This window comes from Phaeobacter cretensis (assembly GCF_047372505.1).
Classification (GTDB): Bacteria; Pseudomonadota; Alphaproteobacteria; order Rhodobacterales; family Rhodobacteraceae; genus Phaeobacter; species Phaeobacter cretensis.
Window position 1 is genome coordinate 2,574,981 of record NZ_JBKBEU010000001.1, and the last position, 24,811, is coordinate 2,599,791.

The 24,811-nt window shown below is 56.1% G+C and carries 25 protein-coding genes; 15 read left to right on the forward strand and 10 right to left on the reverse strand.

The genetic code is table 11. The features are described from left to right. The first annotated feature begins 10 nt into the window (after positions 1-10). A complete protein-coding gene (locus ACEWZM_RS12305; protein ID WP_414006703.1) occupies positions 11-1,549 on the forward strand; it encodes a class I adenylate-forming enzyme family protein in 1,539 nt (512 codons plus the stop codon). Positions 1,550-1,678: 129 nt separating this feature from the next. Here the strand turns inward: ACEWZM_RS12305 and rpe are convergent, their stop codons facing one another. After that, positions 1,679-2,368 (reverse strand): ribulose-phosphate 3-epimerase, encoded by a 690-nt coding sequence (gene rpe, locus ACEWZM_RS12310; protein ID WP_414006704.1) that lies wholly within the window; start codon positions 2,366-2,368, stop codon positions 1,679-1,681. Positions 2,369-2,545: 177 nt separating this feature from the next. Here rpe and phnC point away from each other — a divergent pair, with 177 nt between their 5' ends. From phnC to ACEWZM_RS12335, 5 genes are all read left to right on the forward strand, one after another. After that, the gene (gene phnC / locus ACEWZM_RS12315; protein WP_414006705.1) at positions 2,546-3,355 is read left to right on the forward strand and encodes a phosphonate ABC transporter ATP-binding protein; all 810 of its coding nucleotides are present in this window, start codon (positions 2,546-2,548) and stop codon (positions 3,353-3,355) included. A gap of 64 nt (positions 3,356-3,419) precedes the next feature. Beyond that, positions 3,420-4,328 carry a phosphonate ABC transporter substrate-binding protein gene (phnD, locus tag ACEWZM_RS12320; protein WP_414006706.1) on the forward strand — a complete coding sequence of 303 codons (909 nt, stop codon included), beginning with the start codon at positions 3,420-3,422 and terminating at the stop codon, positions 4,326-4,328. A 166-nt stretch (positions 4,329-4,494) separates the two neighbouring features. Beyond that, positions 4,495-5,364, forward strand: coding sequence for a phosphonate ABC transporter, permease protein PhnE (gene phnE / locus ACEWZM_RS12325; RefSeq protein ID WP_414006707.1), 870 nt, complete (start codon positions 4,495-4,497; stop codon positions 5,362-5,364). Further along, positions 5,361-6,731: a phosphonate ABC transporter, permease protein PhnE gene (gene phnE, locus ACEWZM_RS12330; protein ID WP_414006708.1), complete on the forward strand. Its 1,371-nt coding sequence runs from the start codon at positions 5,361-5,363 to the stop codon at positions 6,729-6,731. Before phnE (ACEWZM_RS12325) ends, phnE (ACEWZM_RS12330) begins: the two co-directional genes overlap by 4 nt. 107 nt (positions 6,732-6,838) lie before the next feature. Next, positions 6,839-7,456, forward strand: coding sequence for an LbetaH domain-containing protein (locus tag ACEWZM_RS12335; protein WP_414006709.1), 618 nt, complete (start codon positions 6,839-6,841; stop codon positions 7,454-7,456). Between the two features lie 33 nt (positions 7,457-7,489). On the opposite strand, the gene phnF is transcribed toward ACEWZM_RS12335, so the two are convergent. Further along, a complete protein-coding gene (gene phnF / locus ACEWZM_RS12340) occupies positions 7,490-8,224 on the reverse strand; it encodes a phosphonate metabolism transcriptional regulator PhnF (RefSeq protein WP_414006710.1) in 735 nt (244 codons plus the stop codon). 108 nt (positions 8,225-8,332) lie between these two features. Between phnF and phnG the strand changes: the two genes are divergently transcribed. From phnG to phnN, 7 genes are all read left to right on the forward strand, one after another. Then, positions 8,333-8,809 (forward strand): phosphonate C-P lyase system protein PhnG, encoded by a 477-nt coding sequence (gene phnG / locus ACEWZM_RS12345; protein ID WP_414006711.1) that lies wholly within the window; start codon positions 8,333-8,335, stop codon positions 8,807-8,809. Further along, positions 8,809-9,405: a phosphonate C-P lyase system protein PhnH gene (gene phnH, locus ACEWZM_RS12350; protein WP_414006712.1), complete on the forward strand. Its 597-nt coding sequence runs from the start codon at positions 8,809-8,811 to the stop codon at positions 9,403-9,405. Before phnG ends, phnH begins: the two co-directional genes overlap by 1 nt. A 3-nt stretch (positions 9,406-9,408) precedes the next feature. Then, a complete protein-coding gene (locus ACEWZM_RS12355) occupies positions 9,409-10,518 on the forward strand; it encodes a carbon-phosphorus lyase complex subunit (protein WP_414006713.1) in 1,110 nt (369 codons plus the stop codon). Between the two features lie 165 nt (positions 10,519-10,683). After that, the gene (locus ACEWZM_RS12360) at positions 10,684-11,541 is read left to right on the forward strand and encodes an alpha-D-ribose 1-methylphosphonate 5-phosphate C-P-lyase PhnJ (RefSeq protein ID WP_414006714.1); all 858 of its coding nucleotides are present in this window, start codon (positions 10,684-10,686) and stop codon (positions 11,539-11,541) included. Beyond that, complete coding sequence (gene phnK / locus ACEWZM_RS12365) at positions 11,541-12,311, forward strand: phosphonate C-P lyase system protein PhnK (protein ID WP_414006715.1); 771 nt, start codon at positions 11,541-11,543, stop codon at positions 12,309-12,311. Before ACEWZM_RS12360 ends, phnK begins: the two co-directional genes overlap by 1 nt. 9 nt (positions 12,312-12,320) lie before the next feature. Beyond that, on the forward strand, positions 12,321-13,004 hold the full coding sequence (gene phnL / locus ACEWZM_RS12370; RefSeq protein ID WP_414006716.1) for a phosphonate C-P lyase system protein PhnL: 684 nt from the start codon (positions 12,321-12,323) through the stop codon (positions 13,002-13,004). After that, positions 13,004-13,573: a phosphonate metabolism protein/1,5-bisphosphokinase (PRPP-forming) PhnN gene (gene phnN, locus ACEWZM_RS12375; RefSeq protein ID WP_414008028.1), complete on the forward strand. Its 570-nt coding sequence runs from the start codon at positions 13,004-13,006 to the stop codon at positions 13,571-13,573. The genes phnL and phnN overlap by 1 nt, the downstream gene beginning before the upstream one ends. Here phnN and ACEWZM_RS12380 read toward each other — a convergent pair. Continuing rightward, a complete protein-coding gene (locus tag ACEWZM_RS12380; RefSeq protein WP_414006717.1) occupies positions 13,555-14,238 on the reverse strand; it encodes a DUF1045 domain-containing protein in 684 nt (227 codons plus the stop codon). The genes phnN and ACEWZM_RS12380 overlap by 19 nt on opposite strands. A 52-nt stretch (positions 14,239-14,290) precedes the next feature. Between ACEWZM_RS12380 and ACEWZM_RS12385 the strand changes: the two genes are divergently transcribed. Then, positions 14,291-15,433, forward strand: coding sequence for an alpha-D-ribose 1-methylphosphonate 5-triphosphate diphosphatase (locus ACEWZM_RS12385; RefSeq protein ID WP_414006718.1), 1,143 nt, complete (start codon positions 14,291-14,293; stop codon positions 15,431-15,433). Between the two features lie 66 nt (positions 15,434-15,499). Here ACEWZM_RS12385 and ACEWZM_RS12390 read toward each other — a convergent pair whose 3' ends face one another. The 7 genes from ACEWZM_RS12390 to ACEWZM_RS12420 are packed head-to-tail and all read right to left on the reverse strand — an operon-like array spanning position 15,500 to position 22,043. Next, positions 15,500-15,979 (reverse strand): class I SAM-dependent methyltransferase, encoded by a 480-nt coding sequence (locus tag ACEWZM_RS12390; RefSeq protein WP_414006719.1) that lies wholly within the window; start codon positions 15,977-15,979, stop codon positions 15,500-15,502. Beyond that, on the reverse strand, positions 15,980-16,738 hold the full coding sequence (locus ACEWZM_RS12395) for a polysaccharide deacetylase family protein (protein ID WP_414006720.1): 759 nt from the start codon (positions 16,736-16,738) through the stop codon (positions 15,980-15,982). After that, positions 16,735-17,877, reverse strand: a complete 1,143-nt coding sequence (locus tag ACEWZM_RS12400; protein ID WP_414006721.1) for a glycosyltransferase family protein — start codon at positions 17,875-17,877, stop codon at positions 16,735-16,737. The genes ACEWZM_RS12395 and ACEWZM_RS12400 overlap by 4 nt, the downstream gene beginning before the upstream one ends. Then, positions 17,874-18,464 (reverse strand): histidine phosphatase family protein, encoded by a 591-nt coding sequence (locus ACEWZM_RS12405; RefSeq protein WP_414006722.1) that lies wholly within the window; start codon positions 18,462-18,464, stop codon positions 17,874-17,876. Before ACEWZM_RS12405 ends, ACEWZM_RS12400 begins: the two co-directional genes overlap by 4 nt. Next, positions 18,461-19,579, reverse strand: a complete 1,119-nt coding sequence (locus ACEWZM_RS12410) for a glycosyltransferase family 4 protein (protein WP_414006723.1) — start codon at positions 19,577-19,579, stop codon at positions 18,461-18,463. The genes ACEWZM_RS12405 and ACEWZM_RS12410 overlap by 4 nt, the downstream gene beginning before the upstream one ends. Next, positions 19,576-20,835: a glycosyltransferase family 4 protein gene (locus ACEWZM_RS12415; protein ID WP_414006724.1), complete on the reverse strand. Its 1,260-nt coding sequence runs from the start codon at positions 20,833-20,835 to the stop codon at positions 19,576-19,578. The genes ACEWZM_RS12410 and ACEWZM_RS12415 overlap by 4 nt, the downstream gene beginning before the upstream one ends. Beyond that, positions 20,832-22,043, reverse strand: coding sequence for a glycosyltransferase family protein (locus tag ACEWZM_RS12420; protein ID WP_414006725.1), 1,212 nt, complete (start codon positions 22,041-22,043; stop codon positions 20,832-20,834). Before ACEWZM_RS12420 ends, ACEWZM_RS12415 begins: the two co-directional genes overlap by 4 nt. Before the next feature lie 428 nt (positions 22,044-22,471). On the opposite strand from ACEWZM_RS12420, the gene ACEWZM_RS12425 reads away from it, so the two are divergent. Then, positions 22,472-24,808 (forward strand): mechanosensitive ion channel domain-containing protein, encoded by a 2,337-nt coding sequence (locus ACEWZM_RS12425; protein ID WP_414008029.1) that lies wholly within the window; start codon positions 22,472-22,474, stop codon positions 24,806-24,808. Positions 24,809-24,811 lie beyond the last annotated feature (3 nt).

The following is a 24,811-nucleotide window of genomic DNA, read 5'->3' on the forward strand; positions in this document are numbered from 1 at the left end:
TGGATGACCGATGACGCTTTGGCACGAATACTTCGAGCAGCACAGCCGTCAACGTCCGAATGCCCCGGCGTTTAAGGACAACGGCGGAACAGCGTGGACATATCGAGAATTGGCGCGTGCTTGTGATGATTTGCGCCCACATCTGACCGCCGCTGGGCTTCAGCCGGGTGATCGGGTTATGGTGCTGTGCGAGAATTGCTGTGCTGCGGTTGTTGCACTGTTCGCAATATCGCAAATGGGGGGTGTAGCCGTCCCCGTTAATGCGCGGATGCAAGCGGCCGAAGTGGATCGCATTCTGGCCCATTCCCATCCCAGGGTTGTTTTGCTTACGGGCGCAGCATCACCAGACGCAGCCACTCATGCCTTGCGGCTTGGCGCGCAGGAGATCTCAGGTGAGTTTGGCGCGTTGGCGATGGCAACGCCTGTGTACCCCGAGATTTCGGATTGCGCGAAAGAGAAAGGCGGATCTGACGAGGATGCTGGAACACAGAGCCCGGAAAATCTTGCGGTGTTGCTCTACACTACAGGAACAACCGGTGACCCGAAGGGCGTCATGCTCAGTCACGATAACTTGACGTTCGGCGGGGGCGCGTCCGCAAGGCTGCGCGATATGACGGCTCAGGATGTAGTCTATGGCGCTTTGCCTCTTAGCCATGTGTTCGGCCTGGCGTCTGTCCTTACTGCATCAGTGATGATCGGAGCTGAAGTTCGGTTGGAAGCACGCTTTTCGGCTGCCCGGTTTTATCAGGCATTGCGGGCTGGCGTAACTCTGGTCTCCGCTGTGCCGCAGATGCATGCCCTGGTGATTCAATATGCCAAAGAACAGGGGCTGGAGCAGCTTGGTAGTCCGGATCTGCGGTACGTGTCTTCGGGTGCCGCACCTCTGGATCCGGATTGCAAGCGCCGTGCGGAAGCTTTCTACGGTGTTGCATTGCAAAACGGCTATGGGATGACTGAAGCCACCGCGGGTATCTGTGCCACGCGCAACACCATAGGGGATCCTGACACATCTGTTGGCCCAGCACTACCTGGCGTATCCGTACGTTTGGATCAAAACGTTCCTGGTGCCGGAGATGGGTTAGGGGAGGTTTGCATTCGCGGTCGAAATGTAATGCTGGGATATTTTCGCAATCCGGATGCTACACGAGCAGTATTGGATGCTGGGGGATGGTTGCGCAGTGGCGACATGGGCCGATTGGACGCCAAGGGTAACTTGCATATTGATGGTCGTGCAAAAGAGTTGATCATCCACGGTGGATTCAATGTTTTCCCGCCGGAGGTCGAGACAGCGCTGAATTCGCACCCTCAAGTCATTCAATCAGCGGTGGTTGGTCGACCGCTGGACGGCGACGAGCAGGTCATAGCCTTTGTGCAGGTTGCAGCTGAAGACCATCCGGATGTGGAAGATCTAAGATCTTTCGTCGGGCAACAGTTGGTTGGGTATAAATGCCCCAGTCAGATTATTCTTACAAAGCACCTGCCAGCAGCGCCCACGGGCAAGATCCTGAAGCACTTGCTTCTGGCGCATTTTGCGGATCGGCTGGTTTAGAGTGGCTGCGTCGCGCAGCGCGCGACGCTAGGCTCATCGGCTAAGATAGTTCTCCTGAAAGGCGAATCTGCCAAGAAGAACGACGCAGAGTTTTCGCATCGTCATAGTGCCTCAGGAATGTCCGATGCTTCAGATCCAGACACCTTCAGTAGCGGTGCGGATTTTTCGGATGTTCTCGCCATAAACTTCTGGTGTATCTACGGACCCGCCTTTGAAGACCGCAGATCCGGCGACGAGTACGTCGGCACCGGCTTCGGTCACCATTGGCGCTGTATTCGGGTCAACGCCACCATCAATCTCGATATGGATAGGTCTGTCGCCGATCATGGCGCGAAGGCTGCGGATCTTGCTTGTCATATCGATGAATTTCTGGCCGCCGAACCCCGGGTTCACGGTCATGACACAAATCAGATCTGTGAGATCCAGTAGATGTGCTACGGCTTCAGCGGGGGTGCCGGGGTTCAGGGCAACGCCCGCTTTCATACCTGCGCCACGGATGGCTTGCAGGGTGCGGTGAGTATGTGGACCAGCTTCAACATGCGCAGTCAGCACGTCGGCCCCTGCATCAGCGTAGGCGTCGATATAGGGGTCGACTGGCGCTATCATCAGATGCACATCCATCACGGTTTTCACATGCGGGCGAAATGCCTTGACCGCCATCGGTCCAAAGGTGAGATTCGGAACAAAATGTCCGTCCATCACATCGATATGGACCCAGTCGGCCCCTTGAGCTTCGATCGCCTGTATCTCTTGGCCAAAATTGGCAAAGTCGGCAGACAGGATCGAAGGTGCGATCTTGATAGTGCGGTCGAAAGACATGGCAGCAGTTCCTTGGTTTCATGGACAGCGTTGCGCCGCCATATAGCGGCTTGTCACCCGCGCGCCTAGAGGCCTGCTACCGGCTAGCATCGGCAACGTTACAAAAGCTTCATCGTGGTGACACACAAGTTTTGATCTAGCGCCTTAGGGAGTCCCGCAAAGAGACGGGAGCCTCAGGTGCTGCGAATTGACAAACTGACCAAGAGATTCGGCGACAAGATTGCGGTAGATGCCGCGACGCTGGATATCGACAAACCTTGCATGATCGGGATCATCGGCCGTTCAGGTGCGGGCAAATCTACATTGCTGCGGATGATCAATCGTTTGGGTGATGCCAGCGAAGGGCGTATCCTGTTTGAAGGACTGGATGTCACACAACTGCGTGGCAAGGAAAAGCGTGCGTGGCAGTCCGATTGTGCGATGATCTTTCAGCAGTTCAATCTGGTTCCGCGTATGGATGTCGTATCTAACGTACTTCATGGCACGCTGAACCGCCGCTCCACCCTCGCGACGTTGTTCAACCTCTATCCGATGGATGATATTCACCGGGCGATCGATATTCTTGATCGGCTAGGTATCGCAGAACATGCGGCCAAGCGGGCCGAAGCGCTCTCAGGTGGGCAGCAACAGCGCGTCGCCATCGCACGCGCCTTGATGCAGGACCCATCGATTATTCTCGCCGATGAGCCGATTGCGTCGCTTGATCCGATGAATGCCCAGACCGTGATGGAAGCGCTGCGCCGCATCCACGAAGAAGATGGTCGCACAGTGATTGCCAACCTTCACACGCTGGATACAGCGCGTCGCTATTGTGACCGTGTTGTTGGCATGCGCGACGGGCGCATTGTTTTTGATGGCCTGCCAGAGCAGCTCACCACCGGTGTAGCCCGCGAAATCTACGGCGCAGGTTCCGACTTCTCCGAAGCGGCGACCTCTACCGAGATTGAGACCCTGAACACCACCCCGCCGCGCCTGCAACCGGCCTAAGCGGTTTGATCCTTTTCCTATCCCGGCCACTGTTGTGCCGGGACTCCAACCAGAGAGACTGACTATGAAAAATCTGTTTGCTGCCATTCTGGCAACCACCGCGCTGACCGCGCCGGTATTGGCTGAAACTGCCGAAATTCAGGAATTCCGCATTGGCATTCTTGGTGGTGAGAACGCTCAGGATCGTTTGAACAATAACGAATGCCTGCGTCAGAAAACCGAAGACCTGCTGGGTGTTGAAACCAAACTGTTTGCACCAGCTGACTATAACGGTGTGATTCAGGGTTTGCTCGGCGGCACGATCGACATGGCGTGGCTTGGCGCGTCTGGTTATGCCAAGACATATCTCAGCGACCCAGAGGCGGTTGAGCCAATCCTGGTGAAGGTGAACAATGATGGTGGCTTCGGCTACTATTCGATCGGCTTTGCCCGTGCTGACAGCGGGATCACTTCGCTGGATGATATGCAGGGTAAGGCATTTGGGTTTGGTGATCCGAATTCCACATCCGGCTTTTTGATCCCATCGATCGAAATCCCGGAAGCAACCGGTTCGACCATGACTTCGGGCGACTACTTTGGTGAAGTGAAATTCACGGGTGGTCACGAGCAAACCATCGTAGCGGTTGCAAATGGTGATGTTGACGCAGGTGTGAGCTGGGCTGATGGTCTGGGCGACTGGGAAGACGGGTTCAACTCCGGCGCATTGCGCCGCGCTGTGGATGCCGGTCTCGTGGACATGAATGATCTGGTTCAGATTTGGCAGTCTAAGCCGATCCCTGAAGGTCCTGTGGTGCTGCGCACTGAGCTGCCCGAAGACGTGAAGCTGAAGATGACCGGCCTGATGGCATCGCTGCAATCGATGGATGCTGAATGCTTCTACGGTGTTGCTGCAGGTGAGGCCAAAGGTTTCATGCCGATCACTCATGAAGCCTATGAAGTGATTATCGAAGCGCGGAAATTGAAGTCCAACTAATTTCAGCACCAAAGCGTGCGGGGTTCGGAGCAATAGCACCGGGCCTCGCCATTTTTTTAACTGTTAATAGACGTTCTTCGCGATCCAGCACAGGTGAAGCCTCGTGATCAAGAGCATCGCGAATAGGACTACCATTGGCAGACCCTGACGACACAGGACCCCATTCATGACAGATGCAACAGCCTCGGCTCCGTCGGTAGCCGAAATACAGGCCGACTATCAGGCGCTGATCCAGCGCAAACGCCTCTATGGCGGGGTGCTTTTGGCAGTATTCGTGGCGATGATGGTGGCCGGATTTCAAGTTGCGGATGATCGCAACGCGGGATCATTCTGGGATGGGATTACTCATGTCTTTGACTATCCTGCCGAAGTGCTCTCAGAAGCCGTTGAAAAGATTTCTCAGTTACCTGGTCATCTTCTGCACTTTTTCCCGGCATTGATCGAAACACTGAACATCGCCGCTGCAGCTACTATGATCGGCGCAGTTTTTGGCACCATTTTATCCTTGCTTGCGACCCGTGGGTTGGCCCGGTGGCCAGCATTGATACCGGTGTTTCGCAGGATGTTGGATATCTTTCGGGCTATCCCGGAAATCGTGATCGCGCTGGTGCTCATCTTCCTATTGGGGGGCGGGCCGGTACCTGCCATGATCGCAATCGCCATTCACACGGCTGGTGCTCTGGGCAAGCTTTTTTCTGAGGTGAATGAGAACGCATCTCTTAACCCTATAGAAGGGCTTAGCTCGGTAGGAGCAGGCTGGGCACAGCGTATGGTACTGGGCGTCTTTCCTCAGGTTGGGCCAAACTATGTGAGCTATGCGCTCTTGCGGTTTGAGATCAATATTCGTGCTTCAGCAATTTTGGGCTTCGTGGGGGCCGGCGGTATCGGCTATGAGCTGCGCAACTCCATGTCATGGGGGCAGGGGCGCTATGACGAAGCTGCTGCCATCTTCCTTCTGCTGTTCTTCACCATCGTCCTGGTGGATCAACTGTCGGGCCTGCTGCGCGATCGGCTGACCCATGGAGCCAAACAATGACTACTTTTGATACCACTGTACCGCCGCCACAGCGTAAATTGGACATGGAACGCCTGTTTGTACGTAAGCGTGCGCTGAGCTTTGCCTTGCCGTTGATAGTCCTGGCCTATCTTGCCTATGTCTTTGTCGCTTTTGATGTGGCTAGTTTGGCGGAGCGGATGAACCCGCAGAACGCCCGCACTTTGGTGGCTGACAGCTATAGCTATAAAACCCATGTTACCCGCGACAACCGTAGTGGTGAGGTCAGCATTGCTGTCGAAGGTGAGCGCAAGGGCGCTTATCCCGAAGGACAGTCACCTGACTGGGTAACCCTCGCGGAGACCACCTCGGGCGATACCGTGATCGATTTGGAAGACGGCTATCAGGTGCGCTTCGGTTCCAAAGAAATTTCCTTTGATATTCCGGGCTACGGCACCATCCGCACCACTCCGAGCCGAAGTGCTGGTGTTCAAGCCGAATTTCCTGTGGGCGAAGTGCCTGATTGGATCAACGTGTCGAAGAACCGTCTCGCAGTTACGACAGATGCGGGGCGACTAACGGTGACCCGCAATCGGGCGGAAGTTTTTCGTTACTTTGCGGGGTGGGAATTGTTCTTCTTCACCCTGGACAGTCCTTATCACGGCGTGGCCTTTGGCGAGCTGATGACTCGGGCGGCTACTGGTGAAGCAGGTGCTATCTTCCAAGACTTCTGGACCAACAAAATGTGGCGCCATCAGGATGTTGCATGGGCTATCCTTGAAACGCTGTTGATGGCTTTCCTTGGTACTATGGGAGCAGGCATAATTGCATTGCCGCTTGCCTTTGCGGCCACACGGAACTTCATGCCGCTTCGCGCCGTCCGCTTTGCGACGCGTCGATTTTTTGACTTCGTGCGCGGTGTGGATTCGCTTATCTGGACGGTGGTTTTGGCGCGCGCCTTTGGTCCGGGGCCTTTGACCGGGGCATTAGCAATCCTGGTGACTGACACTGGTACCTTTGGAAAGATCTTCTCTGAGGCATTGGAAAATGTCGATGAGAAGCAAATTGAAGGTGTCTCCTCGACAGGAGCCAAGCCCGCGCAACGCTATCGCTTTGGCGTTATTCCTCAGATCACGCCGGTGCTGCTGAGCCAGCTGCTGTATTTCTTGGAATCCAACACCCGCAGTGCAACCATAATTGGGGCGATCACCGGGGGTGGCATCGGTCTCCTGCTGACCCAGGCCATCATCACCCAAAAGGACTGGGAAGAAGTTGCCTACTATATCGTCCTGATTATCCTGATGGTGATGATGATGGATTGGCTGTCTGGCTGGCTTCGCCGTCGCCTGATCAAAGGCGAGCCGGGTCGCAAGGCTCGTCGCCAAGGTGCCGCAATGCTGCTGCCGTGATCAGCTAATCGCACATTCTGAATTACCTTAGCGCACATAGATCGTCATGATCCGTGTGCGCTTACCCAATACGCGTGCCTAATATCCATGACTTTGAAAGCCTCCATATGTCCCGCCTCTCTGCAGACCAGCCGTTCTTGCACCCCAATTGCGCTATTACAAACAGTGAGTTCGGCGCTTTTGTTGAGATTGGAGCCGACAGCCGTGTGCTGAATAGTCGCTTCGGTGACTACAGCTATTGCGATCGCAACTGCGATATTGCCAATGCAGAGATTGGTAAGTTCTCGAATATCGCCAGCGCTACTCGCATCGGTGCCACCGACCATCCGTTGCACAAAGCCTCTTTGCACCACTTTCTGTATCGTTCCTCTAGTTATTGGGACGATATTGAGGATGACGCGGCCTGGTTTCAGCATCGCTCAAGCAGATTAGCACATATCGGTCACGACACTTGGATTGGCCACGGTGCTTTGATTAAACCGGAAGTGACTATTGGCCATGGCGCTGTGGTTGCGTCGGGCGCTGTAGTGACCAAAGACGTGGCACCCTACACGATTGTAGGAGGCAACACGGCCCGGCTTATCCGTCGGCGATACACAGAAGCGGTCGCTGAGCGGATGATGGAACTGGCTTGGTGGGATTGGGAGAGTGCCCGGCTGAAGAAGGCGGTAAAAGATTTCCGTGCCTTGAGCGCTGAGGCGTTCTTGGAGAAGTACCGATCGTAGCAGGTCTTTCAGAGGCTTAGCTCACGCCTAGAATCACACACCATCTGATACGCTGCTGTTATCGTCACTGACCGTAAGGGTCACTCTATCGCCCGCGAACCAGGTACGACCAAATTCAATCGGCTGTCCGTCGGGCGTTGCATTGATTCCTGTTGTGCGAAGGATGGGGCTTCCTTCAGTGATGTTTAGATGCAATGCCTGCGTTGCTGTCGCCAATTTCGCGGTTATGCGTGTCTCAACTCTGGTGAAATCATGGACTCCACAGTCTCTTAGCGCAGTCGTGACCGACTGGCTGTCCCTTAGCGCATCAAGCAGCTCGGGCAGCGACGTAGCAGGGAATACACTCTGGAACAGAGCAATCGGTTGGCCATCCGCTAGGGATAGCCCGTTGTAAACATGCACCGGCGATCCCGGCTCCACCTCAAGTGCCTCTGCTTCATGTGGCCCAGCGGCGCGGGTCTCAAGGGACAAGGCTCGCTTTGCAGGAATACGCCCTAATCGGGCAACGTTTTGGTGAAACCGAACTCTTTTACCAATTGGATAATCGGTTGGCTGTCCTGCGACAAAAACCCCTGCACCGCGTCTGGCATGGACCAAGCCCTGATCTGCCATCTCTGACAGCGCTCTACGGACCGTGTGGCGGTTTACGCCAAATCTGCTGGCCAGTTTGACCTCGGGCGGAAGCTTGTCACCAGTCTGGTAGCGTCCCTGAGCGATATCGTCGGTGAGGCTGATGGTGATGGATTTCCAGACGGGGGTGCGGGACATGTCACGAAACTTTCACAAGGTTGTCGTTGCGCCGGGAGGGGCGACTCAGGTAAGATTTGTCTAGTTGTATAGATTAACTAGACAAGCAGGCCAAGAGGCTTAGACCAGATGAACAGTGAAACGAGTATGAAAGCGGACACTCCCGAGAGTGGTGTCGATCGTAAAGCGTGGATGAGCCTTGTTGCCAGCGCAGATGTCAAGGTGTTGCAAGACTTGTGGCAAGGCTACGGTCGGAACCCGGAACATACGTGGCTGCGTACACCGGAAGCCGGTGGTGTCATGGTGCGGGGTCGTATGGGTGCGAGCGGTGCGCCGTTCAACCTAGGTGAAATGACTGTTACCCGCTGTGCGCTAACCTTGGCTGACGGCACAGTTGGCCATGGGTATGTGCAAGGGCGCAGTAAGGCGCAGGCAGAGATTGCCGCCAAGGTCGACGCTCTGATGCAGACGGATGCTTCCGACGATGTCCAGCGACAGATTCTGACGCCGTTGCAAACAGCGAAACAAGCTAAAAAAACGAAACGTGCCGCCAAGGCTGCCGCCACAAAAGTAGATTTTTTCACCATGGTGCGAGGCGAGGACTGATGTCGACGCAAATCGAAGTTTCTCATTTTGCGGGCGGGTTTACGGCCCCGGCTGTTCAGTCGGCCCACGCCTTCCGCGCAGCCATGACTGCTATGGCACGACCCGGTGAGATCAATGAAATCACCGGTGCAACGCCACCAAATGGTCTATCAGTTGCGGCTGGCAGCCTTCTTCTGACGCTATGTGATCCCGATACCCGGTTGTTCCTGGCTGCTGATGTCGACAGGCCCGCGGTGCGAGAGTGGATCACATTTCACACCGGCGCGCCTTTTGTCGCGGCTGGCCAGGCCGATTTCGCACTTGGCGGTTGGGCAGCCTTGGGGCCCCATGACGCATACCGCATTGGTACGGCTGAATACCCGGATCGTTCGGCCACTTTGATCGTCGAAATGGGTGAATTTTCTAATCCCAACACAGAGTTGCGTGGTCCAGGTATCAAAGACAGCTCGCAGATTTACCTGCCTGAACACGCGGGATTTGAAGCCAATTCGGACGTCTTCCCACTGGGTTTTGATACCTACTTTACCGCTGGCAATCAGCTTTGTGCTTTGCCCCGATCCAGCCGGATCATCCCTATGGCCACCGAGGAGGTCTAAGATATGTATGTTGCCGTAAAAGGAGGCGAACGTGCCATCGACAACGCCCATGCTTGGCTGGCAGAGGAGCGTCGCGGGGATACGTCTATCGCTGAGCTAAGCCTCGCGCAGATCCGCGAGCAACTCAGCCTCGCTGTAAACCGGGTGATGGCCGAAGGTTCGCTCTATGATCCGGATCTGGCTGCGCTGGCGATCAAACAGGCGCGGGGAGACTTGATCGAAGCGATCTTTTTGATCCGCGCTTACCGGACCACGCTGCCACGCTTTGGCGCGTCCGAGCCGATTGAAACCGGACGCATGGCCTGTGATCGCCGCATATCAGCGACCTTCAAGGATGCGCCCGGTGGTCAGGTGCTAGGCCCGACCTTTGACTACACACATCGTCTGCTGGACTTCAAACTGGCTGCCGAGAGCGGTGACGAGGATCTACAACAGGCCCAGACAGCAGAACCCCGGATTGAGGACACGCCACATATTCTGTCGTTTTTAGATGGCGAAAACATCATCGAACAAGAAAGCAAAAGCGACGCAGAACCCGGTGACTTGACGCGTGAGCCTATGTCGTTTCCTGCGGGTCGTGCTGTGCGGCTACAATCGCTAACTCGTGGAGACGAAGGTTTCATCCTTGGGATGGCCTATTCAACTCAGCGTGGTTACGCCCGCAACCACGCCTTTGTCGGTGAATTGCGTATCGGCACCGTGCCGGTTGAGATGGAAATTCCGGAATTGGGCTTCGCGATTGAGATCGGGGAAGTTGAGTTGACCGAATGTGAGACGGTGAACCAGTTCAAAGGCTCCAAAGCCGTGCCGCCACAGTTTACCCGCGGGTATGGTCTGGTCTTTGGTCAGTCAGAGCGCAAATCCATCGCAATGGCGCTGGTAGATCGTGCGCTGCGCTGGGAAGAGTTGGGCGAAGACAACCTAGGAGCTGCCGCTCAGGACGAGGAATTTGTTCTAAGCCACGCGGACAACATTCAGGCGACCGGCTTCTTGGAGCACATCAAGCTGCCGCACTACGTTGACTTTCAATCTGAACTTGAACTGGTGCGGAAACTGCGTCGCGAAGCGCAGGAACTGGCAGAGCAGATGTCGGCGAGAGAGGCCGCGGAATGATGATCCCAATCGTCATCATGGAGCTTTTCAAAGTCAATTTCAAAGCCGTTACATGCTGCGAAGGTCACAAACGCTACAGCTGCTGCGAGCGCGATATCCACTGCAATAAACGCTTCCAAAGTAACCCACTGGCGGGTTCTGAACTTTGGGCTGAGAGGGCATCCAATGTCTGAATATAATTTTGCATATCTAGACGAACAAACCAAGCGGATGATCCGCCGTGCGATCCTCAAGGGGTTGGCCGTACCCGGGTATCAGGTGCCTTTCGCCAGTCGCGAAATGCCGATGCCCTATGGTTGGGGTACCGGCGGGGTTCAGGTATCTGCGGCAACGCTGACACCGGATGATACGCTGAAAGTGATTGATCAGGGCGCTGACGACACCACCAATGCTGTGTCGATCCGCAAGTTCTTTGAGAATACGGCTGGCGTAGAGACAACCGAAGAAACTGCCAAGGCCAGCATCATTCAGACACGTCACCGGATTCCTGAGGCGGAACTGCGTGAAGATCAGATCCTTGTCTATCAGGTGCCGATCCCTGAGCCTTTGCGGTTTCTTGAGCCACGCGAAACCGAAACCCGCAAGATGCACAGCTTGGAGGAATACGGATTGATGCACGTGAAACTTTATGAAGACATCAGCCAGCACGGGGCCATCGCGACGTCTTACGCTTATCCGGTGAAGGTTGCTGATCGTTACGTAATGGATCCATCTCCGATCCCGAAGTTCGACAACCCAAAAATGAACATGGCTGCGATCCAGTTGTTTGGTGCCGGGCGAGAGCAGCGCATTTACGCTGTCCCACCATACACCGAAGTCGTGTCGCTGGATTTCGAAGACTACCCGTTTGAAGCCAGTAAAGCGGAACATGCTTGCGATCTTTGCGGGGCAGAGCACAGCTACCTCGACGAGGTGATCCTGGATGACGCAGGCAACCGGATGTTTGTTTGTTCTGACACAGATTTTTGCCGTTCCCGGCGTGATGCAGGGCACATCGGCAGACTGGGCGAGGAGGCCGCCTGATGACACCTTTGTTGCAAGTAAAAAATCTGGCGAAGATGTATGGTGCTCGTATTGGCTGCACTGATGTCAGCTTTGATCTCTATCCGGGTGAGGTCATGGGGATCGTTGGCGAAAGCGGTTCGGGTAAGTCGACGTTGCTGAACAGTATGGCAGGGCACCTGACTCCCGACCACGGCGAGGTTGTTTTTGACACCCGCGCAGACGGGCCGGTGGATACCGTCACTATGTCCGAACCTGCACGCCGCATGTTGAGCCGCACGGACTGGGCTTTCGTTCACCAGCATGCACGCGATGGGTTGCGGATGTCGGTTTCTGCCGGAGGCAATATCGGCGAGCGGCTCATGGCGGTAGGTGATCGTCACTATGGTGATATTCGTGCCCGTGCCGCAGACTGGCTGGGAAGGGTTGAGATATCCGATACGCGCATTGATGACCGCCCTTCGGCATTCTCTGGCGGGATGCAGCAGCGGTTGCAGATCGCTCGAAACCTCGTCACGGGTCCTCGTCTTGTGTTTATGGACGAACCCACCGGCGGCCTCGATGTCTCGGTTCAAGCGCGCCTTCTCGACTTGTTGCGAGGGTTGGTACGCGAAATGGGTCTAAGCGCCATTATCGTGACACATGATCTGGCCGTAGTGCGTCTGTTGGCTGACCGGCTGATGGTTATGAAAGACGGTCATGTGGTGGAATCCGGACTAACGGATCAGGTGCTGGATGATCCACAGCACGCCTATACTCAATTGCTGGTTTCCAGCGTCCTTCAGGTCTGAGGTCTCGAGATGATTGAACTTGATAACGTGAGCAAGAGCTTCACCCTGCACAATCAGGGCGGCGCGACCATTCCGGTAATGGAGGGTGCCACACTGAAAGTGGCGCCCGGAGAGTGTATTGGCCTTACGGGTTCATCCGGGGCCGGGAAATCAACGCTGATGCGCGTCATCTACGGCAATTATCTGGCGGCATCGGGCAGCGTCATGGTCGGGAACGTCGATGTTGCAAAGGCGGCACCCCGGGACATTCTGGCTCTGCGTCGTGAAACGCTTGGCTATGTCAGCCAGTTCCTACGTGTCGTGCCCCGTGTACCGACGTTGGATGTCGTGGCTGAACCATTGCTGGCGGTTGGTGTCGCCGAAAATGCTGCGCGGGATCGGGCAGCGACGCTTTTGGCTGGACTCAATATTCCTGAACGGTTGTGGCAGCTCAGCCCAACGACCTTTTCTGGCGGAGAACAGCAGCGTGTGAATATCGCACGTGGGTTTGCCCATACCTACCCGGCGATGTTGCTTGATGAGCCGACGGCGAGCCTGGATGCACAGAACCGTGCCACGGTTCTGTCACTCATTGAGGAAGCCAAGTCTCGCGGAGCCGCAATTATCGGTATTTTCCACGATGAGGCCGCCCGCCAACAGGTTTGCGACCGCTTTGTTGATGTCTCAACCTTTACGCCCAAGGCAGCCGCATGATGTCACCTACCGCCAAATCCCCTGTGATTGCGGTTGTTGGCCCATCCGGCGTGGGCAAGGACAGCCTGATGGACGCGCTGCTGGAGCGCTTGCCGGGATTGCAGACACAGCGGCGGGTTATTACCCGAGCGCCGGAACTGGGGGGTGAGAACTACGACGCGGTCAGTGAAGACATGTTCGCAGATCTCTGTGCCAAGCGGAGTTTTGCGCTGCACTGGCAAGCGCATGGGCTACACTACGCTATTCCGCGCGAAATCGACGAGCTTCGCCATGTTGCTTCTGGCACTTTGGTGAACCTCTCGCGCAAAGTGTTGCTGGAAGCCCAATCTGTGTTTGGCACCCTGATAGTTCTATCGGTGACCGCGACGCCTGAAGCGCTGTCGGCCCGGCTCAGGTCGCGCGGGCGTGAAGACAGCGCAGAGGTTGAACGCCGTCTTGCGCGCGCCGCAACGCCACTGCCTGACGGATTGGAGCATGTGATCGAGATCGACAATAGCGGAGATCTCGAGGTGGCCATCAAATCCGCGGAAGCAGCCTTGATGCCATGGCTTCAGCCGGTGAGGGCGTGACGGTGGATCAAGTGAAAGCGACCATCGCTGTCCTCACCCACCAGCGCCAAATCGGTGATGCTGAAGGGCGAGGGCAATTGGGGCACCAACCGATCCTGAAGCACTGCCTCAATCGCGGGGAGTTCGGTCTTGGGGCGTTTGCCGCTCAACGTGATGTGAAAGCGAAAACTGTCTCCAACATAGGGGTAGCCCCAAGTCACAAGCGCTTGTTCTTGTGCAGGAGTAAGACCTCCCGCACGTCGCTTCTCAAGTTCGGACGCCGAGGCATGCGCGCGGAATTCATCCAGATCGCGAACGAAGTTAAAGGCCAGACGATTCAGGCCCAACTGATCGCCGACCGGACAGAGGGCCAGAAAACGGCCCAGCCGGGCCAGTGTCAGACCCTCCAGGGCCACCGGCGAAGCTTGCGTTGCGAAAGCAACAAACCGTTCCGCCAAATCCTCTGCGGTTTTGCCATCCGCAAGGCGAAACGGCGGCTTGATGGTGGCATGCAACCCGTATTTTCGCGGGACATCAGTGATCGTCGCAACATCGAGATCAATGCCCTGAGGGTGGTCAACAAAACCTCCATCATAGACGTTCCAACCCAGCCAGCTGGTAGCAAATTGACCCCATTCCGCCTGTGCGGGCGGCACATAATAGATCGCGTATCGCGTGAATGTCACAATGGCCTCCTAAATGTGGCCTGTTATATACCTCAAACCATGTGAAACTCAGATGACAGAACCTTTGATCCTTGCCAATGCCACGCTTGCCCTTCCCGGTGAAACCCGCACCGGGTCGATCACCCTGAAAGAGGGAGAGATCACGGATATTGCAGATGGAGCCTCTGTTCCGCGCGGGGCGGTCGATATCGAGGGCGACTATCTCTGCCCCGGTCTGATCGAGCTCCACACCGACAATCTGGAACGGCATATCCAACCACGACCCAAGGTTGATTGGCCCCATGCCGCTGCCATTATCGCCCATGACACAGAGCTGGCAGGCACTGGTATTACGACGGTTTTCGACGCGATGCGTGTTGGGTCAATCAAAGCTAAAGAGGCACGCTACGGCCAATATGCCCGCAGTCTTGCCACTGAGCTGCTGGAGCTGCGCGACCAGGATGCGTTGAAAATCAGCCATTTCTTGCATCTCAGAGCCGAGGTTTGTTCCGAAACCCTGGTACAGGAGTTGGATGAATTTGGTGATGCTGACCGGGTCGGGCTGGTCTCGCTCATGGATCACACACCGGGCCAGCGTCAGTTCCGCGATATTTCCAAACTGGAAGCCTATGTGAAGGGCAAGCACGGTTTGGATGACGAAGGATTCAAGGTTCATGTGGCCGGGCTCAAAAAGATGCGCGACACATATGGTGATCTGCACGAAGTTGAGGCGGTGAAGGCCGCACGCAGGTTTGGAGCAGTCTTGGCCAGCCATGATGATACAACGGCTGAGCAGGTCGCTGTGTCGGCGAAACATGGCATTCACCTCGCTGAGTTCCCCACCACTGTTGAAGCGGCCCGCGCCTGTCATACCCATGGCATCAAGGTAATGATGGGCGCACCGAACCTGATCCGCGGTGGTTCGCACTCCGGTAACGTGGCTGCGAAGGAACTGGCCGAATTGGAACTGCTGGATGTCCTCTCATCAGACTATGTTCCGGCGGCATTGTTACTGGCGGCAGTGCAGTTGGGAGACATTTGGGGCGACATGGCACGTGGACTGGCAACGGTGACATCTGCCCCTGCAACCGCGGTAAATCTAACGGATCGCGGCAGTCTTGAAGTTGGCAAGCGCGCTGACATTATCCGGTTCCGCCTGCGTGCAGGTGTTCCTGCTTTGACGTCAGTCTGGTCTCGGGGCAAACGCGTTGCGTAAGGCGCGATAATAACTCGGATCCGACTAGCCGAAGCCGGATCCGAGAGAAATCAGGGACGGCTGGTATCAGGCCCTGTAGAATAGATACCGGCCCGGTGGGATGCCTTCGGGGCCGTCCAATTCTTCGAATCCGACGAGTGGTTGACCTGACACGATGATACCACCCGACGCCATTACGGTTCTGATTGTGGGCGAAAGAAGCGCAGCCTCTGCCACGTCTTTCTCCTTGACGCCAAAACCAAGGTCGTAATGAGCAAGCACAACTTGGACGCCATTTTCTTGGGCAAGCTGTTTCAGCATCGGGCGGGCTTCACCTTGCAGAAAATCGACCTCGGGCGGCACGCAAGAGGGGTGACATTGCAAAACGCGGTCGATGACCCGCACCCGCCGGTCCGGCAGCGTCTCTCGTAAATGGTCGTAGGTGCGGCCATTGCCTAGACCGATGTCCAGTACGACACCTTCCAGCGAAGCAACCTGCTCAGCGGCCCAGTTCAGCCCATCCCGCTGCGCAGTCAGGCGGCGCAACATGGAATCCAATCGGCTCATTCAAGTCATCCTTTCGTCAAATATCCAAGCACGTCCCGGGCCTTCCAGAAGACGGCGCATTATGTCTGCGCAAAACGCCCAAGTTACATCGTCTTGCGCCAAATGATGAGTTAAGATCCCATAGGGTTCAGCAACATCGGCGTGTCCTTTGCGTCGCGCAGCGAGCTGGCTGACCACCTGCGACAATAACAACGCCGGCGGAACAAGCGAACGTGTGCCTTTCCAATCTATCGGGTCCAAATGCGTGTTGATTTGCCATAAGCCTGGCGCAGCTTTGGCACGCGCGCGTGGCATGAAAGTCGAGAGCGCACTGTATCCAAGCCCCGCCAACCAAGGTACGATTTCGGCACCTATTCGGTTCCAAGGCGGTACAAACATGGGCCTTAGCTGACTGCCGAACAGGTTTTGAAGCTGGTGTAACGCCTGTTCGGCATCGTGTAGGACATTGTCCACAGGGCGATGAACACTGAATTCAGCTTTCTTTTCCCCTGCAGGCGCGTGGTTTTGGTGCGCCCAGCCATGAACGACGGGCACCAGCGTTTGTGTATTTGACACCCTTGCCACCAGCTCGGGCGATGCGTCGCGGGCTATGATCGCCAAATGCACCGGCAACGCGAAACGTTCGGACAGATCGGTTAAGCGGTCCAGTTGCGGCGTGGGGGCAATCGCGTCATCATCGCGCCACCAGATCGGCAGGATCAGCCCGTCGTCCTGCCATCGGGCGAGCTCTCGGTCCAATGCGGTCCAATCCGGTATCATGCGCGTTCCTTTGTCAATTTGGCGGCAATCTCTACCGTTCGAACAGCGCCGTCAAACCGGAAGCCATCTATTGGTCGTGCGGGGGCAGCTATGACACTGTCAATCGCAGTACATAGCGTCTCTGGCGTCAAATCCGCAGCTGAGATCGCAGCGATGCCATCAAGCGGTGTGAGACTGGATGCGCGCAGGGATTGCTCAACTTCATTGCCAGCATCGAAGGGAACGATCACAGCCGGTACACCCGTCTGCAGGAGGTCCATTGCGGTATTGTAGCCGCACATGCTGACCGATGCCGCTGCACTTCGTAACATTTGGCGAAAGTCTGGTCGTGCAGCTTCCAGCCGTGCGGGAGATCCGCTTTGTTCTTCTATCAGACGCTTGATTTGCTCCTTAGAATCGTTTCCACCAACCAGAATGCGCCAAGGGCGCTCAGGCCATAGAAGGGCTGACTGTAGTGCTATGCGATAAAGTGCCTCACCAACGCTGCCTCCGCCAGCGCTGACAAGGATCTCACCTTCACCCAACTTTTCTGGGTGAGGTGCTGGCGGCTCAGGCGCGACGTAACCTGTGTAGTGGAGCATCGCGGAAATTCCTGGGGTAACCGGCCAAGACGTCTCCAATCGCGTTGCGTGGGGATCTGAATGAACAAGCACGCCATCATAATGTTCTGCCAATACCCTCGCTGCATCAACGGCCTTCTTCGATGTTGACGGTGGAGCGAGGATGTCGCGGATTGACGCAAGTACGACGGGGCGTTTCGGCAGAGCCTGCGCCGTTTCCAAAAGTGCCAGAAACTCCCGACGCAGGCTGCGGCGACCGAAGGGAAACAGTTCGGTGATCAATACATCAGGCTGCACCTGCCGAACAGCTTCGCACAGCCTCTCGATACGACTGGCGAGATAGGCGTCGGTTGCGAGAGCGCCGGCCGGAGTCAATAACTGGGAGAAGGCCACGCCATTTGACCGCAAGGGAGGAAGCTGGATCAATTCGACGCCTTTGCAATCGAGTTGCTGCGTTGGGCCGCCGCCGGACACGACTTGGACCCGATGCCCTGCCGCTGAAAAGGCGCGGCCCAGTGTTAGTGCGCGTGATAAATGCCCCGTACCCAACAAATGAGTAACCGCAATTAATACCCTCATGCAGCATCCCGCTTACTAAGGCGTATCGGTTCAGCAACGGGTGTGAGGCGGCCGTCTGCATCCAATTCCACCACGAACAGTCGGTTGCGTTTGATTTGAAACGGAGCGGATCCATCAAAATTCCAGCCATTTGCTCGCGCCAGAATGACCCGCATGATTCCGATGTGGCAAACTGCAACGGTGTCTTGCGTAAGTGTGGCCAACCACGGTGCAATCCGATCCCAGACCTTTTGTGGAGTTTCACCACCGGGTGGGCGGTAATCCCATCCCCAGTTTTCGATGTCGCGAAACCCGCTGTCTGGCTCAGCTCTCAATTCTTTGGCGTGCTGCCCTTCCCAACGGCCCCAATTCATCTCGATCAGAGCGGAAGTGGTGTGTGGCACGCGACCCCCTACCAGCCGGGCGGTTTCTGCGGCGCGTTTCAGGGGGCTGGACCATAGAGCCGCAGAATCCCACGGGGCTGGAAGAACTTGCGCTGCCAGTTCGGATCGAGCGGTATCGTCCAATGGAATGTCGCTGCGGCCTTGGATGCGACCGGCCCTATTCCAGTCAGTGTGGCCATGGCGCAAAAGGGCAAGTCTGATCATGGTGTGGTCTCCAATAAAGGTGAGAGCGCAGACCAAAGCTGTTTGGCGGCAACTGAGGCAAGATGTTTGTCTGCTATCTGTTCGCGGGCCTTTCTGGCCTGCCGTTCGCGCAATCCATTGTCAGTCAGTACACGGCTCAGAGCATCGGCAAAACCTGCAGCACCTCTCTCTGGTTTGGGCATCAGGCTAGGATCGTCCCACACTGTAACCACGTCGCGCAGGCCGGGCCGGTCCTGCGCAAGTACGGGTACACCATGAGACTGCGCTTCCAGATACACCATGCCAAACGCCTCATTGATACCCGGCCATACCAGCAGGGAGGCGTTTTGATAGGCTTCCTCGAGTGCGACGCTGTCCAACTGGCCTAGGAAACGTACTCGTTCGCCAAACGGTGCCATAAGCGCTTCGACGTCTGATCGGGCGGGACCATCGCCAACGATGTCCAATCGCCATGGGCAGGCCACCGCTTCCAGGGCTTCGGCAAGCAAGCCGTAGGAGGTGAGTTTATCACCCGGCCGCATCATACCAACGCTCAGGATGGGGCCGGACAAATTACTGGCTACCGGTAGTGTGTCCCGTCGCAGGAACGGAGGGAGATGGGCCAGTTGTTGGTCGCCACATCTATCCCGCAACAGCGTTTCATGGTCCTGCTCTGTAAAATAGAAAATGATCGATGCGGCATCAGCGGCCTCGTGGGCGGCTTTGGCAAAATCGGACCATGGCCCCGTGAGCCGCTTCTTGGCGCGGGTGGATTCGACCTGTACGTATGGAATACCAAGGCGGCGAGCGACGGCGGGACCAATCAAATCGGGGGCCTTGTAGTAGTTGTGATAGGTCAGCCATAGGGCGGCTCTGCTATCTATCGGCTGCTTAGCCTGCTCAGCGCAAATGCGGTCCACATCATGTGCGGCCTTGGCGCGCAGAATACTCTGGTGCTCTTGATTACCTGATCTATCGTAGATGCGAAGCTCGCTTGCCAGTGCTACAGTCGCTCCTGTCCCGGTCAGTAGTGCTATCAAATTACGTGCCATTTCCCGATCGCCCGAGGGCACCGGATGGCGCGGCGATTTCATCGGCGCGTAAAAGGCAATGGTTCGGCCTTGGCCGGCTGTCATGCGACCTGCATCATTGCGTTCAGCCGCTGGGACAGGCGCGCGATGCCCGGGTCCATGCCAAAATCTTTACGCAGTCGACCCAATGCGGCTTCGGCCATGCGAGCCGCCTGTTCAGGATTATGACTGAGCGTTAGAATGGCGTTTGCCAGCGCCTCCGGCATATCTTTGCTGAGGAGACCGTGTGTACCGCTGTCGATGAACTCCGGGATCGCGGATACGGCTGTCGATATGATCGGTAGGCGCTGCGATGCAGCCTCCATCAGCACATTTGGTAGACCGTCCCGATCACCATCCCGAGCAATGCGGCTCGGCAATACGAACATATCGCAGGCGCGCATAGCCGCAATCACTTCCGGCTGATCGCAGGCTCCGCGCCAACTAATTCTATCAGTAACACCGGCATCCTCTGCTATTCCCTGCAACAGATCTCGCATATCGCCACCGCCAATATGGGTCCAGTGCCAGTCCAATGTCTCGGGCAAAAGTGCGAGCGCGCCGATCAGCCTGTCAAAGCCCTTTTTCTCGACCAACCGCCCGACTGACATCAGGTGTAAGGGGTCCCCAGGTGCACGCCATTTGCGTTGAGGCGGGGAGGGGAAGCGCGACAGATCCAGGCCATGATAGATCAGATCAACCCTATCACGGGTGTCTGCCAGATCCTGCAGGTGCTTCGCGCCGAAACCTGTGCAGGTCGCTCCAAAGGTCGCCCCATGGGTCTTGGCAGACAGCTTTTCCTGTAGTTCCCAGTCTGGGGAGGTCCAGATGTCTTTGGCATGGGCAGAAAAGCTCCAAGGCAAACCACGCATGATAGCGGCATAACGTGCGACGGAGGAAGGGGTGTGCAAGAAATGCGCGTAGAGCCCCAGGACTTCATCTGGCATCTCAGCTGCCAGCACACAGGCCTGGCCAAACCGGCGAATGCGATTTCGGCTTGGATCCCGGCGTAGGTCTTCACGCCATATCTTGTAGGCGGTCTGATACCCGGGCATCGCTTTTGCCTGCGTACGTGCCGTCCAAACGCGATCGGGTTCTTGATAGAGGTATTCCGGCAGATAGTGCACTGCTGCGCTTAGTTTCTCATGCAACGGGTGGCGTTTTAAATCTGTGGGTTGGCGTAAGGACCAGATCTCAAAACTATGACCTGCAGCCTCCAGTGCGACCAGTTCCTGCGCAATGAAGGTTTCCGACAAACGGGGCCAGCCTTTAACCACAATGGCGAGCGGAGGGCGCGATGCGCCAGATGTTTGTGAGGTCATTTTGCGGCCTTTGCGCTTGAGCCGTGGAGAAGTGCGTCGACACGGTCTGTCACATAGTCCAACCCGTCTAACAGCCCTTCGGGGATCGCGGCAGAGGGCGGGGGCTGGTCAACAAGGGCACGGATCGCACGGATCATCGCTTCTGGAGTCCAGCCATCGCGGTTTTCGTCCAGCATAGCAGTCAGGCCCAGCTCTTCGGCGCGGCTCGCCCGAATCCATTGCTCCAGACGCGGTGTGGTACGTGGTACGATAACGGCAGGCTTGTCGAAGGACAGTACTTCGCAGAAAGTATTGTAGCCACCCATGCAGACGACACCTTGCGCGCCCGCAAATAGGGTCTCGATCTCGGATTCAAAGCCTACCGCTGTGACCCGGCCATTCAGGGCTGCGACACGGGTCTCGAATTCAGTTCTGGTCTCGCCGGATAGAAAAGGGCCATAGACCAGCATTGCTCGCGGAGCCAAGCCAACATCCTGTTCGTAAGCGGTCAGAACAAGATCGACCATCATTGCGCCATCGCCGCCGCCGCCGGGAGTGATCAGCACATAGGGTTGTTCTGGAGGGTTGCCCAGATTGCCTAGATCGCGGCGCAGATACCCTGTCCAATGCATCCGTTCCTGCGCCTCAGGGCTGAGCGGTAGACCCGCGGTGGGGTCATAGACGGAGCGAATTCCGTAGACCCAGATCTCGTCATAATATTGCTCGGTTGCGCTGACCGCATCCTTGCGATCCCATTCGGCGGCCAGGACCTCCGGCTCATCCAGGACATCGCGGAGGCCAAGGATCAGCCGCGTTTGACCTTGGGAGTGTAGCTCTTCCAGCGTTGGCAGCAGTTCACCGCGAAAGCCAGTTGGCTCCTTGTCGACAATCAGTACGTCTGGGGCATACTCCATCGCAGTAGAGCGGATTAATCCTGAACGCAGAGTTGTTGTTTCTTCGATAGACATCCCCATAGTTCGAGAGGCGTATGATCCATCGGAGCGTTTGATCACACCGGGGAGGCGCACGTGATCGACCCGCGAAGGAAAGGCAAAGCGTCCGGCCACCGGCGAACCGGTTAGGATCAAAGCAGATGCCGTAGGATCAGCGTCAGTGATTGCTCCTGCGAGGGCCCGCGATCGTCGCAGATGGCCCAATCCAAAAGTGTCGTGGCTGTAGAGCATGACACGGGCCCCGCGGGGGGTGCTGGAAATAGCATTTGATGTCATCGCTGTGCCTGCGTCTGATACGAATATTGAAAAGATGCGCCATCCAGTGGCTTGGGCGAGCTCCAGCCACAACAGCTGCTCGAACACAGATACCCACAATCCGCATCAACGGATGTGTGTTTTGGCTCGGCTAGGGTCCGCCTCAGCATAGTGTCGCCTCAGGTTGCTCAGCCTGACACGCAACGAGCCAAGGCATAGATCATTGTCGCGTCTGATCCAAAGCGCGCAAGGCGGCATGCATTGCCGTTCCCTTGCGTCTTGGGTGATACGCTGAATTTTCTATAACGCGCAGAGGTATAAGTTGCAATCAAGCGCTGCAAAGCGGGAATATTCTCGGGTCAAACAGTGCGCAAGGGTGCAAAGACTTGATATTTTCGGCGTTTTGCGGCCTTGGTAACATGATGATTGCAAAATTTGGGGTAGTGCGCATGTGGCGACTGGTATCGCAATTTCTTATCTGCTCAGTCTTGGCGGTCGCTTTTTCTGTTTTTGCTGCGGCAGAAACGAGAGCACAGTCAGCAACGTCTGACGACGGAGGGAACCTCGCCAAGGCGATTGAACAGGCTGCAGACAGCGGTGTTGGCGTGATCATTGTTGATGGACGCGGACAACTCGTTTCCTCTGCGGACACTTCGGATGGGGCAATACCTGTATCTACCAGCGATAAGATGGAAGGGGCTTCGGCCCTGATGAAGGCGCAATCCGAGGTCGACGAGTTCGGAGCGGCCTTGAAAAGCCGCCTAGAGGCGATGCCTTATTCGATCTTTGAGGTGCAATATGTTCTGCGGCAAACCAGCCCTGATGGTCGCATTTTCACCTACGTCAAAGTGCTTGGTTGGAGCCTGCTACTGCTGTTCATTGGCCGATGGGTTTCCGTAGAAGTTTACGGCAAGCGTATCGCTAAAAAACACGTGGTCGCGCGGATCAAAGAGCATCCCGAAGGCTATCAAGACAAGATGCCGTTCTTGGTGTTCCGCTTCCTGATGGGCGTGGGCGGAACAATCATAGCCATGACCTTTGCACTGCTGACCTCTTATCTTCTCTTCGGGTCGTCGGGTAACTCATCGGTGAAGTTCACGGTCACTGCTATATATACAGCATTTTTCCTGTCGCGGTCCGTCTCTGACTTGTGGCGAATGGTGCTGTCGCCTTACCTGAGTCAATATCGCATTCCCGTATTCTCAGATCGAGATGCACGACATCTATATGTCTGGGCCTCTGCGCTGGCCACCTACGATATATGCTCTGTTCTCTTTGCCACATGGATTGGTGATTTTGGACTGAACTACAACGTCTACGCCCTCGTCTATGGCGTGCTCGCACTCGCAGGGACGCTGGGTAATCTGCTGATGGTGGTGGTCAACGCTCGTGCGATTTCTAACGCCATTCGTGCAGGCCGTTCACCAGAAGCCTGCTCATGGCTGGTGCGCCTACTGTCTATGGCCTGGGCCCCAGTATTGATGATTTATATCATCTTTGGATGGCTTGAATTGGCATTCGATCTTGTGCTGGAACGGGATATGTCACTGCCGATTATGGCTGGCAGCTATTCGGTACTTACGTCCATCCTCGTCGTCTATGGGATTATCAACTACGTGATCGAACGGTCGTTCAACCGATCGCAGAAACGGATATTGATCAGCGGCTCTGATGAGTCTGAGCCAGACGAAAACGATGAGGGGATGGAGGAGATCGTTCTTCCGCAACCGCGACATTCGATTGCAACCTTCGAAGATCTCGCGCGTCGTATCGCGGGCATCTTGGCGTTTACGGTTGGCAGTTTTGCTATGGTAGCGATCTGGAACCCGGAAACGGCTTGGATGGAAAACTCCCGCCTGGATCGGGTAAGCGATGTCATTGTGATCCTGTTCATCGGCTATATTGTTTATCACATCGCCCGCATCTGGATTGACAGTAAGATTGATGAAGAAGTCGGGGACATGCCCGTCGGAGAGTTGGGGGACGAAGGTGGAGCGGGGGGGGCCAGTCGTCTGGCGACTCTGCTGCCATTGTTCAGAGGTGCGATCCTAGCAGTTGTTGTTGTTTCCATCACTCTCATCGTGCTGCTGGAACTCGGGATCAATGTAAGCCCCTTGTTCGCAGGTGCTGGTGTTGTTGGCCTGGCGGTTGGCTTTGGCTCACAGACTTTGGTCCGAGACATCTTTTCGGGTGCATTTTTCTTAGTGGATGACGCCTTTCGGAAAGGGGAATACATCGACATCGGTGACGTAAAAGGCACGGTCGAACGTATTTCGGTGCGATCATTCCAACTGCGTCACCACCTTGGTGCGTTGCATACAATCCCATTTGGTGAAATCCGCGTGCTCACCAATTACTCGCGTGATTGGGTCATGATGAAACTGCCGCTGCGTGTGACCTATGATACCGATGTAGAGAAGGTCCGCAAACTGATCAAAAACTTGGGGCAGGCATTGTTGGATGATCCCGTCATTGGTGACACGTTTATCCAACCGTTGAAATCGCAGGGTGTCATCGAGATGCAGGATTCAGCGATGATCATCCGTGTGAAGTTCATGACCAAGCCTGGCGATCAATGGCTCGTCCGCAAAAAGGTATTCCAGGAAATACGGGATCTATTTGCCCGTGAAGGCATTAAATTTGCGCACCGTGAAGTGACTGTCCGTCTGGCCGAAGATCAGTCAGATCACGTCTCCAAGGAGAAGCGTGATCTGGCCGTCGGTGGTGTGCAGGCCGCCATCGATGAGGATCTGATGGATGTGAACGATGGTGGTGATGATCGCTGAGGT

Coding starts and splice junctions, on each gene's coding strand:
- phnE (WP_414006708.1), top strand. CDS start 5,361: ATGACTACTTTTGATACCACTGTACCGCCGCCACAGCGTAAATTGGAC.
- ACEWZM_RS12335 (WP_414006709.1), top strand. CDS start 6,839: ATGTCCCGCCTCTCTGCAGACCAGCCGTTCTTGCACCCCAATTGCGCT.
- ACEWZM_RS12360 (WP_414006714.1), top strand. CDS start 10,684: ATGTCTGAATATAATTTTGCATATCTAGACGAACAAACCAAGCGGATG.
- ACEWZM_RS12395 (WP_414006720.1), bottom strand. CDS start 16,738: ATGATACCGGATTGGACCGCATTGGACCGAGAGCTCGCCCGATGGCAG.
- ACEWZM_RS12420 (WP_414006725.1), bottom strand. CDS start 22,043: ATGACATCAAATGCTATTTCCAGCACCCCCCGCGGGGCCCGTGTCATG.
- rpe (WP_414006704.1), bottom strand. CDS start 2,368: ATGTCTTTCGACCGCACTATCAAGATCGCACCTTCGATCCTGTCTGCC.
- ACEWZM_RS12305 (WP_414006703.1), top strand. CDS start 11: ATGACGCTTTGGCACGAATACTTCGAGCAGCACAGCCGTCAACGTCCG.
- phnL (WP_414006716.1), top strand. CDS start 12,321: ATGATTGAACTTGATAACGTGAGCAAGAGCTTCACCCTGCACAATCAG.
- phnH (WP_414006712.1), top strand. CDS start 8,809: ATGTCGACGCAAATCGAAGTTTCTCATTTTGCGGGCGGGTTTACGGCC.
- ACEWZM_RS12410 (WP_414006723.1), bottom strand. CDS start 19,579: ATGACAGCCGGCCAAGGCCGAACCATTGCCTTTTACGCGCCGATGAAA.
- ACEWZM_RS12355 (WP_414006713.1), top strand. CDS start 9,409: ATGTATGTTGCCGTAAAAGGAGGCGAACGTGCCATCGACAACGCCCAT.
- phnE (WP_414006707.1), top strand. CDS start 4,495: ATGACAGATGCAACAGCCTCGGCTCCGTCGGTAGCCGAAATACAGGCC.
- phnK (WP_414006715.1), top strand. CDS start 11,541: ATGACACCTTTGTTGCAAGTAAAAAATCTGGCGAAGATGTATGGTGCT.
- ACEWZM_RS12390 (WP_414006719.1), bottom strand. CDS start 15,979: ATGAGCCGATTGGATTCCATGTTGCGCCGCCTGACTGCGCAGCGGGAT.
- phnG (WP_414006711.1), top strand. CDS start 8,333: ATGAACAGTGAAACGAGTATGAAAGCGGACACTCCCGAGAGTGGTGTC.
- phnF (WP_414006710.1), bottom strand. CDS start 8,224: ATGTCCCGCACCCCCGTCTGGAAATCCATCACCATCAGCCTCACCGAC.
- phnN (WP_414008028.1), top strand. CDS start 13,004: ATGTCACCTACCGCCAAATCCCCTGTGATTGCGGTTGTTGGCCCATCC.
- ACEWZM_RS12405 (WP_414006722.1), bottom strand. CDS start 18,464: ATGATCAGACTTGCCCTTTTGCGCCATGGCCACACTGACTGGAATAGG.
- ACEWZM_RS12385 (WP_414006718.1), top strand. CDS start 14,291: ATGACAGAACCTTTGATCCTTGCCAATGCCACGCTTGCCCTTCCCGGT.
- ACEWZM_RS12425 (WP_414008029.1), top strand. CDS start 22,472: ATGTGGCGACTGGTATCGCAATTTCTTATCTGCTCAGTCTTGGCGGTC.
- phnD (WP_414006706.1), top strand. CDS start 3,420: ATGAAAAATCTGTTTGCTGCCATTCTGGCAACCACCGCGCTGACCGCG.
- ACEWZM_RS12400 (WP_414006721.1), bottom strand. CDS start 17,877: ATGAGGGTATTAATTGCGGTTACTCATTTGTTGGGTACGGGGCATTTA.
- ACEWZM_RS12415 (WP_414006724.1), bottom strand. CDS start 20,835: ATGACCTCACAAACATCTGGCGCATCGCGCCCTCCGCTCGCCATTGTG.